General features: G+C 74.1%; 12 protein-coding genes and 1 pseudogene. 9 read left to right on the top strand and 4 right to left on the bottom strand.

Annotation, left to right across the window (positions count from 1 at the left end; translation table 11 throughout):
* Positions 1-583: pseudogene (locus tag GUY61_RS03580) on the top strand (glycosyl transferase family 2); the annotation flags it as partial.
* A gap of 90 nt (positions 584-673) precedes the next feature.
* Here the strand turns inward: GUY61_RS03580 and GUY61_RS03575 are convergent.
* Positions 674-1,915 carry a TerD family protein gene (locus tag GUY61_RS03575; protein ID WP_166628557.1) on the bottom strand — a complete coding sequence of 414 codons (1,242 nt, stop codon included), beginning with the start codon at positions 1,913-1,915 and terminating at the stop codon, positions 674-676.
* 320 nt (positions 1,916-2,235) lie between these two features.
* Between GUY61_RS03575 and GUY61_RS03570 the strand changes: the two genes are divergently transcribed.
* The 4 genes from GUY61_RS03570 (at position 2,236) to GUY61_RS03555 (ending at position 7,426) form a co-directional block, all read left to right on the top strand.
* A complete protein-coding gene (locus GUY61_RS03570) occupies positions 2,236-2,718 on the top strand; it encodes a DUF6643 family protein (RefSeq protein WP_166628556.1) in 483 nt (160 codons plus the stop codon).
* Between the two features lie 278 nt (positions 2,719-2,996).
* Positions 2,997-3,842: an MOSC domain-containing protein gene (locus GUY61_RS03565; protein WP_166628555.1), complete on the top strand. Its 846-nt coding sequence runs from the start codon at positions 2,997-2,999 to the stop codon at positions 3,840-3,842.
* Positions 3,843-4,150: 308 nt separating this feature from the next.
* The gene (locus tag GUY61_RS03560; protein WP_243766155.1) at positions 4,151-4,738 is read left to right on the top strand and encodes a hypothetical protein; all 588 of its coding nucleotides are present in this window, start codon (positions 4,151-4,153) and stop codon (positions 4,736-4,738) included.
* Positions 4,739-4,945: 207 nt separating this feature from the next.
* On the top strand, positions 4,946-7,426 hold the full coding sequence (locus tag GUY61_RS03555) for a right-handed parallel beta-helix repeat-containing protein (protein ID WP_166628553.1): 2,481 nt from the start codon (positions 4,946-4,948) through the stop codon (positions 7,424-7,426).
* 677 nt (positions 7,427-8,103) lie between these two features.
* On the opposite strand, the gene GUY61_RS03550 is transcribed toward GUY61_RS03555, so the two are convergent.
* Positions 8,104-10,539: a hypothetical protein gene (locus GUY61_RS03550; RefSeq protein ID WP_398954093.1), complete on the bottom strand. Its 2,436-nt coding sequence runs from the start codon at positions 10,537-10,539 to the stop codon at positions 8,104-8,106.
* A gap of 252 nt (positions 10,540-10,791) precedes the next feature.
* On the opposite strand from GUY61_RS03550, the gene GUY61_RS03545 reads away from it, so the two are divergent.
* Both GUY61_RS03545 and GUY61_RS03540 read left to right on the top strand, forming a co-directional pair.
* A complete protein-coding gene (locus GUY61_RS03545) occupies positions 10,792-11,643 on the top strand; it encodes a DeoR/GlpR family DNA-binding transcription regulator (protein WP_166628552.1) in 852 nt (283 codons plus the stop codon).
* Positions 11,644-11,728: 85 nt separating this feature from the next.
* Complete coding sequence (locus GUY61_RS03540; protein ID WP_166628551.1) at positions 11,729-12,208, top strand: SRPBCC family protein; 480 nt, start codon at positions 11,729-11,731, stop codon at positions 12,206-12,208.
* Between the two features lie 143 nt (positions 12,209-12,351).
* Here GUY61_RS03540 and GUY61_RS03535 read toward each other — a convergent pair whose 3' ends face one another.
* Positions 12,352-13,488, bottom strand: a complete 1,137-nt coding sequence (locus GUY61_RS03535) for a PLP-dependent cysteine synthase family protein (protein WP_166628559.1) — start codon at positions 13,486-13,488, stop codon at positions 12,352-12,354.
* A 249-nt stretch (positions 13,489-13,737) separates the two neighbouring features.
* Here GUY61_RS03535 and GUY61_RS03530 point away from each other — a divergent pair, with 249 nt between their 5' ends.
* Both GUY61_RS03530 and GUY61_RS03525 read left to right on the top strand, forming a co-directional pair.
* Positions 13,738-14,055: a hypothetical protein gene (locus tag GUY61_RS03530; protein WP_166628550.1), complete on the top strand. Its 318-nt coding sequence runs from the start codon at positions 13,738-13,740 to the stop codon at positions 14,053-14,055.
* Positions 14,056-14,235: 180 nt separating this feature from the next.
* Positions 14,236-14,772 carry an ATP-binding protein gene (locus tag GUY61_RS03525; protein ID WP_166628549.1) on the top strand — a complete coding sequence of 179 codons (537 nt, stop codon included), beginning with the start codon at positions 14,236-14,238 and terminating at the stop codon, positions 14,770-14,772.
* Positions 14,773-15,556: 784 nt separating this feature from the next.
* On the opposite strand, the gene GUY61_RS03520 is transcribed toward GUY61_RS03525, so the two are convergent.
* Entirely contained in the window at positions 15,557-16,837 is a 1,281-nt protein-coding gene (locus tag GUY61_RS03520) for an ROK family protein (RefSeq protein WP_166628548.1), read from the bottom strand.
* Between the last annotated feature and the right edge of the window lie 111 nt (positions 16,838-16,948).

The raw sequence follows: 16,948 nt of genomic DNA, 5'->3' as shown, positions 1-16,948 counted from the left end.
GGCCGCGGGCGGCTGCGTGCTGCTGCGCACCGCGGCGGCCGAGCGGGCGGGGGTGCCCGGGAGCATCCGGCACGCGGTGATCGACGACGTGACGCTGGCGCGGGCGGTGCGGGACAGCGGCGGCCGGATCTGGCTGGGGCTCGCGGAGCACGTGGAGAGCGTCCGGCCGTATCCGCGGCTGAGTGATCTCTGGCAGATGGTCTCGCGCAGCGCGTACGCGCAACTGCGTTACAACCCGCTCGTCCTGGCGGCGACGGTCGGGGGACTCGCGCTCGTCTATCTCGCGCCGCCCGTCGCACCGGTCGCGGGGATGCTGTCAGGCGACACCCCCGCCGTCTGGGCGGGTGGCGCCGCCTGGCTGGTGATGACGGCCACCTACGTGCCGATGCTGCGCCACTACCGCCGGCCGCTGTGGGAGGCGTTGCTGCTGCCGGTGACGGCGGCGCTGTACCTGCTGATGACGGTGGACTCGGCGGTGCGGCACCACCGGGGACGCGGAGCGGCCTGGAAGGGCAGGACGTACGCGCGTCCCCGGACCGCCACTGCCCCGGAAGCGGCCCCGGGGGCCGCCCCGGAGTCCTGAGGGAGTCCTGACTGAGTCCGAGGGAGTCCTGACCGACTCCGAGGGCCGCCCTCGGGAAGCCCCGACGGCCGGCGCCGGGGCGGCGGACGGTCACTTGCGGCCGGGGGTCCAGTTCATGCCCCAGCCGTATGCCTGGTCGATGGTGCGCTGCGGGCTCACGCCGCGCTGCGGCACCAGGAAGCGGGACTCGCGCCGCACGACGAGGTCGCCTCCCTCGTTGGTCAGCAGGGCCAGCGCGCAGACGGTCGAGGGCACGGCGCAGTCGTCGAGGGAGAAGTCCACGGGGGCGCCGTGCTGGAGGTGGAGGGTGACCGTCGCGTGCAGGTCGGCGAAGCTGCGGGCGCCCTCGTAGATGGTGACGAAGACGAGGATCCGCCGGAAGTCGGCCTTGTGGTCGAGGTTGATGGTCATGTTCTCGCCCGCGGCCGAGGCTCCGGTGCGGTCGTCGCCGTCGAGGTGGATGTACGGCGGCTGGTGCAGGGCGCCGAAGGCGTTCCCCAGTGCCTGCACGACTCCTTTGCGGCCGTCGCGCAGCTCGTACAGTGCGCACAGGTCGAGGTCCAGGTCGGAGTGCATCGCGGTGGCCCTGCCGAGTTTGCTCGCCCAGCCGGTGAACTGCTTGCGCACCTGCCAGTTGAGGTTGACGCGCAGGGCCCCGGAGGTGCCTCCCTGCTTGGTGAGGGAGACGGAGGGCGCCTGCTTGGTCAGCGTCACCTTGGTCAGCCGCACCGGCGCGGGCACGGGCGGGGCCGGAGGCGCGGGCATCGCGGGCGCCGGGTCGGCCGGTGGCGCCGGTGCCGTGTGCTGGGGTTCGTCCACGGTGATCCCGTAGTCCGTGGCGAGCCCTTCGAGTCCGCTGCTGTATCCCTGCCCCACCGCGCGGAACTTCCAGGCGCCCTGCCTGCGGTAGAGCTCGCCGAGCACGAAGGCGGTCTCGACGGTGGCGTCCTCGCTGTCGAAGCGCGCGAGCTCCGCCCCGCTGCCCGCGTCGAGAACCCGGATGTAGAGCCCCGGGACCTGGCCGAAGGTCCCGCCGTCCGCGGAGGCGGCCAGCACCACGGTCTCGACGGCGGGCTCCACCCGGGCGAGATCCACGCCGAGCACGTCCACGACCTCCGCGGCGGAGGTGCGCCTGCCCTCGTGGCGTACCGCGCCGGAGGGATGCGCGGGCTGGTTGTAGAAGACGAAGTCCGCGTCCGAGCGGACCTTCCCGCCGACCAGCAGCAGGGCCGAGGCGTCGGCGTCGGGGATGCCGGGCCCGGAACGGCGCCCCAGTTCCACCCGCACCGCCTGTGCTCGCACCGGAACGTTCGCGCCTTTGCGCAGTGACATGTCCGCCCCCTCCTCGGTCCGTATCCCGCCGTCCGGCCGCGGTGGCGCGGTGCGTCCGCACGTCGTCCTCCGGCCGTTGTCCCACGCACACTCAACCTAGCCCCGCGGGGTGCGGAAGGCCCACAGTGCGGCAGGGCGCGGATCTCCGGGTCAACCGCCGGTAACCCGCCGGGAACTCGGGTTTTACACGATCCTCATGCACCTGGACGACCGATTTCGACGAGTTCGCTCGCATTGGGGATCGGCGGCCACTGGCAGCTCATAAAACAACCCTCTTATCGGGCTCCCCAAAAACACATCGTGGGCTTAACTTATGTGCCATGACCTCCCCCCGCGTCACCTACGGCGGCGGCTACTACTCGGCGTCGCCGTTCCCGGACACCCCGATCTACGACTCGCTCGTCGCGGAGCGGGGAACGCCGCAGATCGCACCCATACGGGTCCCCGCCGCGTATGACACGCCGGGCAGTTATCTGCCGGCCCTCCCGGCGGCGCTCCCCGCGCTTCCGGCTGCCCCCTCCCAGCCCGCCTACTCCTCGGGGTACGGCTACCCGCAGCATCATGCCGCCCAGCATCCGGCCCCGCTCCAGCAGGCGCCGTTGCAGCAGGCCCCGGCGCCGTACATCCCGCAGCAGACCGCCGGCCCGCGCGGATACCCCGGCACCCAGCCCCAGCAGCGTCCGATGGGCGGGGGGTACGAGGCGATGCGCCCCGCGGCCCCGCGTCCCGCCGCGCCCGCACCGGCGCCCACGGGTTACCAGGACCCGTACGGCACCGGCGGTTACCAGGGCCGCGGCTACTGATCCCTCAGCTTCCTCAACCAGCGGGCACCGAACCGGGGATGAGGGTCGGACAGGGACGGGCCGCAGGACGGACGGCATGCCGCGGACCGGCGCGCCGGGGTCCGGGCGCGCCGGACGGACAGGTGACCGGGGCCGGCGCGCCGGTGGCACGCGGATGCGGTGCGCCTGCGGCGCCCTGACGCGGTGTCGCCTGAGCCGCTGACGCCCCGACGTGGTGACGCCGGCCCGTCGCGCGGGGGCCGGGCCCGCCGTCCGGGCCGGCTGGCAGGATGGCCGGTATGCCGAATGCTGTCGTTCATTCCCTCCACGTCCACCCGGTGAAGTCGGTCGCGGGCTGCGCGCCCGACGAGGCGGTCGTGGAGCCGTGGGGGCTTGCCGGCGACCGCCGTTGGGCGCTGGTCGACGAGCGAGGGCGAGTGGTCACCCAGCGCGAACGGCCCACGCTGGCGCTCGCCTCGGCGGAGCCGCTCTCCGGGGGCGCCGTGCGGCTGCGGGTGCCCGGACGCGAGCCGCTGACCGTCGCCGTGCCCGATCCCGGGGCGGTCGGCACGGTCCCGGTCCAGATCTTCGAGGACAAGATCGAGGCCGTTCCCGCCGCCCCGGACGCGCACGCCTGGTTCAGCGCCCACCTGGGCACGCGCACCCAACTGGTCCATCTCGACGACCCCGCGGTACGCCGCCCCATCGATCCCCGCTACGCCCTGCCCGGCGAGACCGTGAGCCTCGCCGACGGCTACCCGCTGCTGGTCACCACCCTGGCCTCGCTCGACGCCCTCAACTCCCTCGTCGCGCAGGGCGACCACGCCGACGAGGGACCACTGCCCATGAACCGCTTCCGGCCGAACGTCGTCGTGGACGGCACCATGCCCTGGGCGGAGGACGACTGGACACTGATCCGGATCGGCGAGGTCGTCCTCCGCGCCGTCAAGCCGTCCGGCCGATGCGTCGTGACCACCACCGACCAGCGGACCGCCCGGCGCGGCAAGGAACCGCTGCGCACCCTGGCCAGGCACCATCGCATCGGCAACCGCCTGGTGTTCGGGCAGAACCTCGTCCCCGAGGGAACAGGCACCATCCGGGTCGGCGATCCGGTCGAGGTCCTCGGACAGCGGCTCTCGCACTAGCGGTTCACGCACCGGCAGTTCACGCACCGGCAGTTCACGCACCGGTGGCTCTCGCGGTCGCGGTTCGCACACCGGCGGTTCTCCGCTCAGCAGTTCTCCCGCAGCGCGCGCACGCCGGGAACCAGGCCCGACGGCACGCGCGTTGACCCGGTGAGGCCGGAGCTCCGCAGCGTACCGGTCAGGGCTCGAACAGGACGGAGGGACGGGTGATTTCCCTCTCGCTTGAGCCGGTTCGCGCATGCGCCGCGCCCTGGATGGCTATGACGGACGCGGAAGGGGGGTGCAGGACTGTGCGAGCGGTGACGGGCATGTGGCGCTGGCGGCACAACCCGCTGCGCCGCGCGACGGATCTCGTCGAGGCATGGGTGGCGCTCGCCGCACTTCTGCTGATCGTGCTGGCCGCGCCCGCGGCGGGCTGGTCGACCGGTGCGCTCGCCCACGGCGCGCTGCACAAGACGATGCGCGAGCAGCAGGAGCAGCGGCACCGGGTGACCGCGACGGTGGTGCGGGCCGCCACGAAGACCGCCGCCGATCCGGACCCCGAGACGTTCCCCCAGCGGGACGCGGTGGGCCGCGTCGTCGCCACGTGGCGAGCGCCGGACGGCACCCGGCACACGGACTCCGTGCGGCTCAGGCTGCGGCAGGCGGCCCCGGGGGGCCGGATACCCGTGTGGACCGACCGCCGGGGCCGCCTGGTGCCGCAGCCGATGGACTCCTCCACCGCCGCGACCCACGCCGTGCTGGCCGGCGTCGGCGCCTTCGCCGCCGTCGGCGCCCTGGCCGAGGTCGCCAGACGGCTCGTCGTACGGCAACTGATGCGCCGGCGGTTCGACGCGTGGGACCGTGCGTGGGCGCAGGCCGGGCCCGACTGTGGCCGCACGGGCACCGGAAGCTGACCGCCGGGCCCGGCCCCGGGGGGCGCCGCGCGGCCCGCGGTGCCCGTCCGGGACGCGGGGCCGCGGGCGCCCGGCGCGGGCGGTGCCCGTCCGGTCACCGCGAGCAGGGCGGACCGGTCAACCACGCTGCCCCGCGCGCGCTACGGTGGACCACCGGCCGCATCGGTCTCAGGTCCGCGACGCACGAGGTGGGGGCACAGCAAACCCATGGCACAGGGCACGGTCCAGGTGACGCACACCGGCACGTCGAGGTGGCGTCGCCGCACAGGCGAGTACGCCTCGCTCGCCGCGGCGTTGGAGGCGGCGGGAGACGGGGACGTCCTCACCGTCGCTCCCGGCACCTACCGCGAGAACCTCGTCGTCGAGCACGCCATCACACTGCGCGGCCCCGAGGGCGCCACTGGATCGGTGCGGCTCGCCCCGGCCGACGGGGTGCCCCTGACCGTGCGTGCCTCGGCGGTGATCCAGGACCTGCACGTGGAGGGACAGGACGCCACCTCCCCGGCCCTGCTGGTCGAGGACGGCTCGCCCGAGCTGGCGGACGTCCGGGTGGTGACCCGGTCCGCCGTGGGCATCGAGGTGCGCGGCAGTGCCCGGCCCACCGTGCGCCGCTGCACCGTCGACAACCCGGCGGGAGTCGGTATCGCCGTACTCGACGGCGGGGGCGGCATATTCGAGGACTGCGAGGTCGTCGCGGCCGGGCAGGCCGGGGTGTCGGTGCGCGGCGGGGCGCACCCGCGGCTCGAGCGCTGCCGGATCCATCACGCCTCGGGTGCGGGCATCTCGCTGACGGGGGAGTCCAGCGCGCTGGAGGCGGTCGGCTGCGAGGTGTACGAGATCAAGGGCAGCGGCGTCCAGGTCGCCTCGCGCGCGGCCGGCCACCTCACCGACTGCACGGTGCACCGCACCTCGTCCGACGGCGTCACCCTCGACACGGACGCCGTACTGACGCTCTCCGACTGCGACATCCACGACGTCCCGGAGAACGCCCTGGATCTGCGGTCCCGTTCGGTGCTCACGCTGACCAGGTCGAAGATCCGCAGGTTCGGCCGCAACGGACTGTCGGTGTGGGACCCGGGCACCCGCGTCGACGCCAACCAGTGCGAGATCCACGACAGTACGGGCGACTACCCGGCGGTGTGGGTCAGCGACGGGGCGACGGCGGTGCTGGACTCGTGCCGGGTGCACGACGTGCCCGACGCGCTGTTCGTCCTCGACCGCGGCTCGCGCGCCGACGTCGTCGACAGCGACCTGACGCAGGTGCGCAACACCGCCGTCTCGGTGAGCGACGGCGCCACGGTGCAACTCGACGACTGCCGGATACGCGAGGCGTCCACCGGCGCGTGGTTCCGTGACCACGGCAGCGGCGGCACGCTCGCGAACTGCACCATCGACGGAACCCAGACCGGGGTGATCGTCACCAAGGGCGCCGATCCGACGATCGAGCGCTGCACGGTGACCTCCCCCGCGGAGGCGGGCTTCTACGTCTCCGCGGAGGGCCGCGGCAGCTTCGACGGCTGCCGGGTGACGGGCAGCGGCGGCTACGGCTTCCACGTCATAGACGGCTGCCGGGCCACCCTCACCCGCTGCCGTACGGAGCGCTGTGCCCGGGGCGGCTACGAGTTCGCCGACGGGGCCGGTTCCTCCGGCGGCGGACCGGTCGTCGAGGACTGCACGAGCGACGAGAGCGCGAACCTGCGGCCGGGCGGCCCGGCCGGCTCCGCGAACGACGCGGGCTCCGGGAAAGCGGCCGCGACCGCCGTGCAGACCGCCGTCCGGTCGCCGGGACTGCTGTCCGCCCTCCCCGAGCAGCGCCCCGCGGCCGCCACGTCGGCCACGGCCGCGACGCCGGCCGGCGAACCGGCGCGCGACTCCGGGACGGTCCTCGACGAACTCGACGCCCTCGTGGGCCTGGAGAGCGTGAAGCGGGAGGTCAGGGCCCTCACCGACATGATCGAGGTGGGCCGGCGCCGGCAGCAGGCAGGGCTCAAGGCCGCCTCCGCGCGCCGCCATCTGGTCTTCACCGGCTCCCCCGGCACGGGCAAGACCACGGTGGCGCGGCTGTACGGCGAGATCCTCGCCTCCCTCGGGGTGCTGGAGCGCGGCCACCTGGTCGAGGTCTCCCGCGTCGACCTCGTGGGCGAGCACATCGGCTCCACGGCGATCCGCACCCAGGAGGCTTTCGACCGGGCGCGCGGCGGGGTGCTGTTCATCGACGAGGCGTACGCGCTCTCCCCCGAGGACTCGGGGCGGGACTTCGGGCGCGAGGCCATCGACACCCTGGTGAAGCTGATGGAGGACCACCGGGACGCGGTCGTGGTGATCGTCGCCGGTTACACGGCGGAGATGGAGCGCTTCCTGTCCGTCAACCCCGGCGTGGCATCCCGCTTCTCACGCACCATCACCTTCGGCGACTACGCGCCCGAGGAGCTGCTGCGGATCGTGGAGCAGCAGGCGGAGGATCACGAGTACTCGCTCACCGAAGGCGCGTCCGAGGCCCTGCTGAAGTACTTCACCGCACTGCCCAAGGGACCGACCTTCGGCAACGGCCGCACCGCACGGCAGACCTTCGAGGCGATGGTGGAGCGGCACGCGGGCCGGGTCGCCCAGCTCGCGGAGCCCAGCACGGACGACCTGACCCTGCTCTATCCGGAGGACCTGCCCGGCCTTCCGGGCCTGCCCGGCTGACACCGGCCCCGGCGGCGCGCCGGGCTGGGGGCCTGCTCGGTGCCGAGGGCGCCCTTTCGGCCGCTGGTGGCCGACGGGGAACGCACCGCGCCGGGCGGCCGACGGGGGACCTCGACTGGCCGACCTTGCCGCCGATCGGGAGCCCTCTGCCGGGCTGCGAGGCAACGCTGGTGATCATGCCCGAGCCGCTGCGCCGTGACGCGATCGCCCTGCTCGACTGGCTGGCGGACAACCGGATCGAGCGCCTGACAACGTGCCCCCACCAGGGCGCGATCCCGCCGGCGGCCGGCGTCGCGGGCGGCACCCTGCCCGCCCGCGTCAGCGCGTCGGCCTTGCGCGTGGCCTTGCGCGTACGGCCAGGGGGCGGACGACCCCAGCCGGTGGGTGGCCCGCTCCCTGGCCGATGCCCGTGCCCGCCGGTCGCCGACGCGGCGGGCGGGATCGCGGGACCGACGGTGACCGCCCCCGGGGATCGCGCCGTGCCACCTGCCGCGCCGCCGCCTCCGCCCCGCAGCGGCCCGGCTCCCGCGGCGCCGCCTCGGTCCGCGGACCGAGGCGGCGCAGGCGCGGAGATCCCGGCCGGAGATCGCGCGGCGGCAGCCGCGCCGTGCCCTGGCCCGGCCGCGCCGGGCTGCCGCACGGCCGCAGCGGTCCGCCCAGAGGCTCCTGGCGGAGCCTCAGACCTCGGGCGCCTCGTGGGCGCGCGGACCGGGCGGACCGGCCTGCGCGGCACGCGAACCGTCACCGGGCGGCTCCCCCGTCCCGGCCCGCGCGCGGTCACCGGTCCCCGTCCCCCGCTCCGGCCCGGGCCCCGGCGGCTGGCGCGGCACCGGCGCACCGGGGCGCAGCAGCTCCAGCAGGGTGCTGCGGGCACTCTCGAACGAGGGGTCCGCCCGGTAGTCGGAGTGGCCCAGGATCGGTGCGGGCAGCGGGTGCTGCCGCGTCCGCCCGTAGGCGAGAGGGTCCTTGAGCGGCCCCAGGTCAACGTCGGCACCGCCGTCCCCCGCGAGGCGCACCGGGCCCCCGATCGGGTCGGTTGCCCGCCACAGGTTGCGCCAGCAGCGCGTCTCGTCGTGCAGGGCACGCAGGCAGTCGGGCCCGAAGTGCGCCGGGAACCAGCGCCCGTACAGCCGCTCCAGCGGTGAGCCGTAGGTGAGCAGCGCGACCTTGGCCCGGGTGCCGGGGTCGAGCTGCCAGACGGCGGAGGCTGCCAGCACACTGCCCTGGGAGTGCCCGGAGATGACCAGCAGGCCGTCCGGGTGTGCGCCGGTCCAGGCCGCCATCCGCCAGGTGAGGTCGGGCACGGCCCGTTCGGCGTAGCAGGGCGGGGCGAACGGGTGTGCGGCGCGCGGCCAGTAGGTGCCGACGTCCCACAGGATGCCGATGGTGCGGCGTGCCGTGGCGTCGCGGTAGGCGCGCCTGGCCCACGTGACGAACAGTATGAATCCGAAGCCGATCAGCCAGGAGCCCAGGGCCTGGGAGGTCTCCGCGAACGACTCCACGAAGGGCGGCGTGCCCTCGGCGGCCCGGCCCGGCACCTTCCGCGTGGTCCAGGCCCCGGTCAGCGCGGCCGCTCCGAGGACCAGGGTGACCAGGGCGGTCGCGCCGACGAACCAGGGTGCGCGGTCGGTGAGTCCGGCCCTGGCGCGGGTGCCGGCGATACGCCGGGTGCGGGCGGTGTCGGGCCGCTCCTCCGGGTACTCGGCGGGCACCGCGCCGAGGAGCTCCCGTTTGACCCGCCATGTGCGTACGGCGAAGTACGCGGCCAGCGCCAGCAGGACCACGATCAGCGGCGGGATGACGGCGGCCTGCCAGGAGAGGACCTCCGGAGGCCCCTTGATCAGGCCGTTGCCCATGCCGGGTGTTCCGGGCCCGTCGAGCCAGTCCCCGACACGCTGCGCGACACCGCCGGTCATCACGCCGCCGAGCGCGCAGCCGAGCATGGCGACGGCCGGGCCGCCGAGTCCGCGCAGCGCCGCCCGCGGGTCCGGGGCGCTGCGGCGCAGCAGAACGGCGGTGATGCCGAGAGCGACGACCAGGAGTCCCTGGAGCAGCGCGATGACTCCGAAGGCCTGGTTGCCCGGGAGAAGTCCGTGCGAGGCCCAGCCGGGCCGGTCCCAGGCGGTGTGCAGCACGGCGAGGGCGAGCAGCACGGCCGAGGCGGCCGGCAGCCGGCCGGTGATCGCACCGTCGATGGCCATGTCGAGCCTGCGCTCGCTGCGGCCGCGGCTGCACACCACCCACAGCACGACCAGGGCGGCGGCGCCGAGGGAGCACTGCAGGACGGCCCCGAGGACGGCGAGGACGGGGTCGCCGTGCGGGCCGCGGTCGAAGCCCGCGGCCGCGAAGCTGAGGGTGGCGGCAACGGTCAGCAGGCCGGCCGCGGTGTGGGCGGCGCGCAGCCGCGCCACCAGCCGCCTGCCGTACCAGAAGCCGGGCCGGCCGAGCGCGGGGTGGCCGCCCGTCTCGCCGTCGTCGGGTTCCGGCAGACCGGGCAGCGGCCGCTCGGACTCGTAGGAGCTCCAGGTGCGGTGGGAGAGGTACCACAGCAGCACGGTGAGGGCGGTGGGAACGAGCGCGGCGAGGGCGAGGCGGCGGCCGGGCCCGGTCCACCAGCCGCCGCCGGCCGGGGACAGGAAGCCCAGCCAGGACCGCTGGCCGGCGCAGGCGGGCCGGCCGGCGCACTGCCAGGCGGCCAGGTCCAGGGCGACCTCGCAGGCCGCGCCGACGAGCAGCACGGTGAGCGTGAGTGCGACCACGCGCACCAGCAGCCCGTAGAGACGGCAGAGACGGGCCATGCCCCGGGCGGCGGGCCGCATCCAGTGAGCGAGGTTCACCACCATGAAGGGGAGCAGCAGCAGCCACAGGGCGCGGGAGGAGTTGCCCGAGGTGAGGTTCGACCACACGTACGCCTCGGGGACGGGCCGGTCCTGGTAGTCGGCGGGCCGGTCCTCGGCGTCGGCGTCCTCGCTGCGGCGGTGGACCGCGGCGGTCTCGTCCCCGGTGACCCGGACGGTCCGCGGGTCGCCCAGCATCGCGTCCGGCGTGGTGCCGCCCACGCCGTGGACCAGTAACTCGAGTGCGACTCGCGTCTCCCCCGCTGCACGCTGCACTGCTCTGCGCCCTTCCCCCGATGTACGGATCCGCCCCGTGCGGACTCGTCGTACGAGTATTCGCCACATGTCCGCTCGTGGCTGGACCCAGGATGTCGGGACGGCCGCGAATCCGCACCCCTCCCGCCACCGGTTGCTCCCCCTTTCGTACGCGCGGCCGATCGCTGTCCACCGGTGCGGCGGCCACGCGGCCCGCATGGGAGGATGAGAGCCCTTCACCCGCCGTCAGCATCGGAAAGGACCCGACCGGGCGTGAGCGAGAACCAGAACCTCCTCGCGGAGCAGCGCCGCGCCCTGATCCTCGACGAGGTCAGGCGGCGTGGCGGGGTACGGGTCAACGAACTCACCCGGAAGCTCAATGTCTCCGACATGACCGTCCGCCGGGACCTCGACGCGCTGGCCCGGCAGGGCATGATCGAGAAGGTGCACGGCGGCGCGGTGCCGGTGATGGAGGCCAGCACCCACGAGCCCGGCTTCGAGGCGAAGTCCAGCATGGAGCTGAGCGCCAAGGAGGACATCGCCAAGGCGGCGGCCGCCATGGTGGTGCCGGGCAGCGCGATCGCGCTCTCGGGCGGTACGACGACGTACGCGCTGGCGCATCACCTGGTGGATGTGCCGGACCTGACGGTGGTCACCAATTCGGTGCGGGTCGCCGATGTCTTCCACACCGCCCAGCGCAGCGGCGCCGCGGCGGGCGGTCCGCGCCCGGGGGTGGCGACGGTGGTGCTCACCGGCGGGGTGCGCACTCCCTCCGACTCGCTGGTGGGTCCGGTCGCCGACCAGGCGATCCGTTCCCTGCACTTCGACGTGCTGTTCCTCGGCGTGCACGGCATATCCGTGGAGGCGGGACTGTCCACGCCGAACCTCGCGGAGGCCGAGACCAACCGGCGGTTCGTGCGGTCGGCGCGCCGGGTGGTCGTGGTGGCCGACCACACCAAGTGGGGCACGGTGGGGTTGAGTTCCTTCGCCACGTTGGAGGAGGTCGACGCCCTCGTCACGGACGCGGGGCTGCCCGCCGAGGCCAGGGCGCAGATCGCGGAGCACCTGCCGCGCCTGGTGGTGGCCGGGGAGGAATCCGGCCCCGGGGACACCGTCGGCGTGTGAGGCACCCTGACAGGTGACGGCCCGGCAGATAGGGTGCGGCCCGCCGGTCCCGGCACCTGACCCCGACTCCCGGAGGCGCACCTCCATGGCACACCGACTGCGTACCGCAGGGCCCGAATTCGCCGAGAACGCTCCGGTGCGTCTGCTCTTCACCGCCGTGCTCTCCGCGCCGCCGGAGGCCGTGTACCGGGCGCTGGCGGAGGAGACCGAGGCGTGGCCGCGGTGGTTCACGGCGGTGCGGCGGGCCAGGCCGCTGGACGGCGGTGCCCGCCGTGAGATCCGGCTCGTGGGCGGCACCCGGTTCCTGGAGACCGTGATCGTCTCCGAGCCCGCCCGGCGCTACGCGTACCGGATCGACGAGACCAACGTGCCGGGTGCGCGGGCCTGGGTGGAGGACTGGGATCTGGAGCCGGCCGGCACCGGGACCCGTCTGCACTGGACCTTCGCCGTAGACGGCCCGCGCGGGTTCCGTCTCGCCGCGCGGCTCGCCCGGCCCGGCATCCACCGTTCCTTCCGGGACGCTGCCCGCAACCTGGAACGGCGACTGGCCTCCGCCCGGGCCTGAGGCCGCCGGGCACGGCCGGACCCGTTCCGGCGGTCTCGTACGGCAGCGACTGCCTGTGCCTGTGCCGGACGATCCCCGCGCCGGGTGGTACGGATACCCGCGGTGCCCGCGGGAGGTCGTGCCCGTTCGAGGCGGTTCCCGTGTCAGCCGGTGACGGCCTCGGGCCACACGCCCGTGGCCAGCAGAGTTCTGACGGCCTCGGTGTACGGGGCGATGTCCAGCCCCTGCTCCGCGAGCCAGGCGTCGGAGTAGTACTTGTCCAGGTAGCGGTCGCCCGGATCGCACAGCAGGGTGACGACACTGCCCGTGCGCCCCTCGGCGACCATCTCCGCGACGATCTTGAAGGCGCTCCACAGTCCGGTCCCGGTGGAGCCGCCGGCCTTGCGGCCCAGGACCGTTTCCAGGGCACGCACGGCGGCCACGCTCGCCGCGTCGGGCACCCGCATCATGCGGTCGATGGCCCCGGGCAGGAAGCTGGGTTCCATACGGGGGCGTCCGATGCCCTCGATCCGGGAGCCGCTGTCGCTGGTGGCGTCCGGGTCGCCCTTGGTCCAGCCGTCGAAGAAGCAGGAGTTCTCGGGGTCGGCGACACAGATCCGGGTGTCGTACTGCATGTAGTGGACGTAGCGGGCGATGGTGGCGGAGGTGCCGCCGGTGCCCGCGGTGGCGACGATCCATGCGGGTTCCGGATAGCGCTCCAGCCGCAGCTGCTGGTAGACCGACTCGGCGATGTTGTTGTTCCCGCGCCAGTCGGTGGCCCGCTCGGCGTAGGTGAACTGGTCCATGTAGTGCCCGCCGGTCCGCTCGGCGAGGGCGGCCGACTCGGCGTAGATGACCCGCGGGTCGTCGACGAAGTGGCACTGGCCGCCGTGGAATTCGATGAGCCGGCACTTCTCGGCGCTGGTGGTGCGCGGCATGACGGCGACGAAGGGGACCCCGATCAGCTTGGCGAAGTACGCCTCCGAGACGGCCGTCGAACCGCTGGACGCCTCGATGACCGGCTTGCCCGGGCGGATCCAGCCGTTGCAGAGCGCGTAGAGGAAGAGGGAGCGGGCGAGCCGGTGCTTGAGGCTGCCCGTGGGGTGGGTGGACTCGTCCTTCAAGTACAGGTCGATCCCCCACCGTTCGGGCAGCGGGAAGCGCAGCAGATGGGTGTCGGCCGACCGGTTGGCATCGGCTTGGACCCTGCGCACCGCCTCCTTCAGCCAGACGCGGTACTCGATGTCGCTGCGGTCCACGTCCATGGTGGGCATGGCTCCGCCGGTGTGCTCGCGCCCCATGCTCCCTGCGTTTTCCATGGTGCTGCTCACCGTGCGCTCCTCACTGGTCCCACTCACCCGTCACCCTGCCACTGTAGGCCCCTCACCTGCGCAAACATTTACTTTGGGTATCCATAAGCCATTCGCTCCCCCATGCGCCCTGGCGTGCGCCCCTCAGCGCGGGCAGACTGCCCAACAGGACTCGCGAGTGCGGTCGTACAGTCGTGGGTGGGGAAGAGGCACCCGGGGTGCGAAGGGGGCGGAACCGGCATGGCGGAACCGGAGTTCAACGCGACGGGAGTGCGGATCGAGCGGTGGCCGCGCTCACTGACCAGGGCCGGGCAGGTCCTCATCAAGGACGGCCGGCTGAGACTGCTCACCAGCAACGGGCGCGAGATCGACAGCGCCCCGCTGCGCGAGGTCAGCGCGGCGAAAGCCTGGTTCGCCGGGGAGGACAGCACGGTGGCGCACGTCAACGGCACGCGCTACCGGCTGACGATGGGACAGCGCGAGCCCCGGCACGACGGCGAGGAGACCGCCGACCGCTTCCTGGAGACCGTCCGGGAGAGCCAGGACAGCAGGGGCTGAAAGCCGCGAGTTGCGGATCCGTAGTCACTGACTCACTCTGAAGTAACCTCACTGAGGGTTTATGGATGGTGACTCTGCGAACCAGGCCACCGCCGAACCCCCGCCACCGGCGGGAAAACCCCAGCAGCAGGCGCCACTGCTGGATGCGTCGTCCGGAACTCAATTCGGGGAGTCGCAGCCGTGATCAGCAAGCCAAGCAGGCACTGCACGGTGGAGCTCCAGGCCCTGCCGTCGCGGATCGGCCAGGTCCGCAGAATCGTTTCTGCGCAACTGCGCTACTGGCATCTGGATTCTCTGATCGAGCTCGCCACGCTCGGTGTCACCGAGCTGTTGAGCAATGTCCACCGGCACGCGGAACCGGACAAGCACTGCACCGTGGAGATCGAGCTCCTGCTCGACCGGCTGACGGTCTCGGTGCGCGACCACGACCCGCGACTGCCGGAGTTCCGTCCCGCGGACCCGATGGCCACCACAGGCCGGGGGCTCGCACTCATAGCGGCCGTCAGCGAGAGCTGGGGCGTGAAGCCGCAGGGCGAGGGCGGGAAGATCGTATGGTTCACCCTTCCCGCGCCGACCCACACCACTCCCACCCGCACGCCGCACAAGAGCCCCTTGTACGGCGCGGCGACCGCGGGCCCCTTCGCGGACGCCGAACTCGACGCCCTGGCGGAGCCCGCTCACGCGCGCACCGCCGCCCGGTCGACCCTCACGGGCTGACCGGCCAGGACGCGCGGCACGGCCCCCGGGCACCGCCGCGCGTCCACCCGGCGCGGAACGCGGCCACCGCCCGCCACACCGGTCCGGGTCCCCGGTGAACCCGTACGCCGGTTCCGTCCGCGGACCGGCTCCGAGGCGATGAACCACTTCCCCCGGCCCCGGATTCGGCCGACCCTCGCAGACTCCCGCCTGCCTGCGGTGCGCCACCCGACCGGCCTCGCCCACGAGGCCGGTCCCTGCCGCGTCGGCGCTCCCGCACACGGCCACGCGAGCCTCCCCACGGGCCACGCCCGACGCACCACGCACGACGCGGGGCGCATGAGACGGGGCGGACACCGGGGCCGTCCCACAGCGGCGGAAGGGCGGCGGCGAGCAAGTCGGGTACCGCATGCGCATGTCTCCGCGCGCGGACGGGTCGCCCCTGCCCGAGGCAGGCAGCGGGACAGGACCGGTGTGCCCCGGCGTCCGACGAGAGGTCCCGGCCGCCGCGCGGTGCGTGCCGTGGATCCGCTGCTCGCGGTGCACTCCGGCGGCGGGCGCCGGCGCTCGGGCACCCGTGGCACCCCTGGTCGCCTCTCGCGCGCTGACTCCCGGGGGCCGTGCCGCCCGGCGGCCGGAATCGGCCGGCGCGGTGTCCACCGGCCCGCGAGACGTTCGTTGCGGGCGGCGGGTCTCACGGATCGAGGGCCGGGACCGAGGGTCGGCCGCTATTCGTGGGCGCGACCGGGACAGAGGCCGCCGCCCGCCGGAACCGCCCGGAGGGCGCCGCGGGAGGCGAGGACGCTCAGGACTCCCGCGCCGCCCCTTGCGCACCGGAGTCCTGCCCCGTGAGGGCGCCCAGCGGGTCGTCGAGCACCGGCTGCCAGGCGAGTTCGGCGGCACCCACCAGGCTGTTGTGGTCCAGCGTGCACGGCAGGATGGGCACTCCGCCGAGTTCCGCTCCGGCGACTCCCCCGGCCCGCCGGCCCCACAGGCTGCGGTCCGCGACCACGGCATGGAGCCGCTGCGGGTCCGCGGCCAGCAGTTCACGGTGCAGTCCGCCCAGGATGATGCGGTCCGGGTTGAGGATGTTCACCAGTCCGGCGAGCCCGAGGCCGAGCCGGTCGATGAGCTCCCGGGTCGCCCTGCGCGCCGAGGGATCCGCGCACTCCGTGCGGAGCAGATCGCGCGCCTGCTGGAGCAGCGACACCTCGGGGCCGGGTTCACGCCCGGCCGCGGTGAGGAAGGCCAGCGGGTCGGCCTCGACGTCCAGGCAGCCGCGGCTGCCGCAGTGGCAGGGCCGGCCCTCAGGGTTGACGGTGAGGTGACCGACCTCGAGGGCGAGCCCCGAGCTTCCGGTGTGCAGCCGCCCGTCGAGCACCAGCGCGCCGCCGACACCCCTGTGGCCCGTGGCCACGCACAGCAGGTGCCTCGACCCGCGTCCGGCTCCGTGGCGGTGCTCGGCGAGCGCCGCCAGGTTGACGTCGTTCCCGGTGAAGGCGGGCACGTCCAGCCCCGCCGCGCGCACGCGCTCGGCGAAGATCCGGCGCACCGGCGCGCCGGCGGGCCAGGCCACGTGCAGCGGATTGAGCGCCGTGCCGTCGGGCTCGGCGACGGCCGAGGGCACGGCGAGGCCGGCGCCCACACAGCGGCGTCCGGTCTCGCTCAGCAGTGCCGCGCCCGCCTCGACGACGGCGCCGAGAGCCTGCGCGGGGTCCGCCTCGACTGCCTCGCAGCCGGGCACCGTGGCAACGATCCGGCCGCCGAGACCCACCAGGGCGGCCCGGAATCCGTCGGCGTGCACCTGGGCGGCGAGCACGACGGGACCCGATTCCTCGAGGGCGAGCCGGTGCGAGGGACGGCCCTGGGAGCCGGCCGCGGCGCCGGGTCTCGAGTCGACGCGGATCAGACCGAGCGCCTCCAGTTCGGCGGCGACGGCGCCCGCCGTCGCGCGGGTGACGCCCAGCTCGGCGGTGAGTACGGCGCGGGTGGGCGCGCGGCCGGTGTGGACGAGTTCCAGCGCCGGGCCGAGTGCCCCGCGGCCTCTCTCCAGCTTCGTCCGCTTCGTTGTCGCCTTCCCGTTCATGGGGGCGAGTCTCCCATGATCCGCGCACGGCACGGCGGCCCGGTCGGGCGAAGCCGTTTCGCGCCCCACCGCGGGGGTACCGGGCCAAGACGTGGAACGCGGCGCACCGCC

The sequence above is a fragment of the Streptomyces sp. GC420 genome (genome assembly GCF_009916105.1).
Taxonomy (GTDB): domain Bacteria; phylum Actinomycetota; class Actinomycetes; order Streptomycetales; family Streptomycetaceae; genus Streptomyces.
Note: the sequence above shows the minus strand (reverse complement) of the source record. Positions and strands in the feature narration are given on the sequence as shown.

What these genes read in the sequence shown, in the direction of transcription:
- GUY61_RS03575 (WP_166628557.1), bottom strand. Translation starts at nt 1,915, where the DNA reads ATGTCACTGCGCAAAGGCGCGAACGTTCCGGTGCGAGCACAGGCGGTG.
- GUY61_RS03570 (WP_166628556.1), top strand. Translation starts at nt 2,236, where the DNA reads ATGACCTCCCCCCGCGTCACCTACGGCGGCGGCTACTACTCGGCGTCG.
- GUY61_RS03555 (WP_166628553.1), top strand. Translation starts at nt 4,946, where the DNA reads ATGGCACAGGGCACGGTCCAGGTGACGCACACCGGCACGTCGAGGTGG.
- GUY61_RS03535 (WP_166628559.1), bottom strand. Translation starts at nt 13,488, where the DNA reads ATGGGGCGCGAGCACACCGGCGGAGCCATGCCCACCATGGACGTGGAC.
- GUY61_RS03540 (WP_166628551.1), top strand. Translation starts at nt 11,729, where the DNA reads ATGGCACACCGACTGCGTACCGCAGGGCCCGAATTCGCCGAGAACGCT.
- GUY61_RS03565 (WP_166628555.1), top strand. Translation starts at nt 2,997, where the DNA reads ATGCCGAATGCTGTCGTTCATTCCCTCCACGTCCACCCGGTGAAGTCG.
- GUY61_RS03520 (WP_166628548.1), bottom strand. Translation starts at nt 16,837, where the DNA reads ATGAACGGGAAGGCGACAACGAAGCGGACGAAGCTGGAGAGAGGCCGC.
- GUY61_RS03560 (WP_243766155.1), top strand. Translation starts at nt 4,151, where the DNA reads ATGTGGCGCTGGCGGCACAACCCGCTGCGCCGCGCGACGGATCTCGTC.
- GUY61_RS03530 (WP_166628550.1), top strand. Translation starts at nt 13,738, where the DNA reads ATGGCGGAACCGGAGTTCAACGCGACGGGAGTGCGGATCGAGCGGTGG.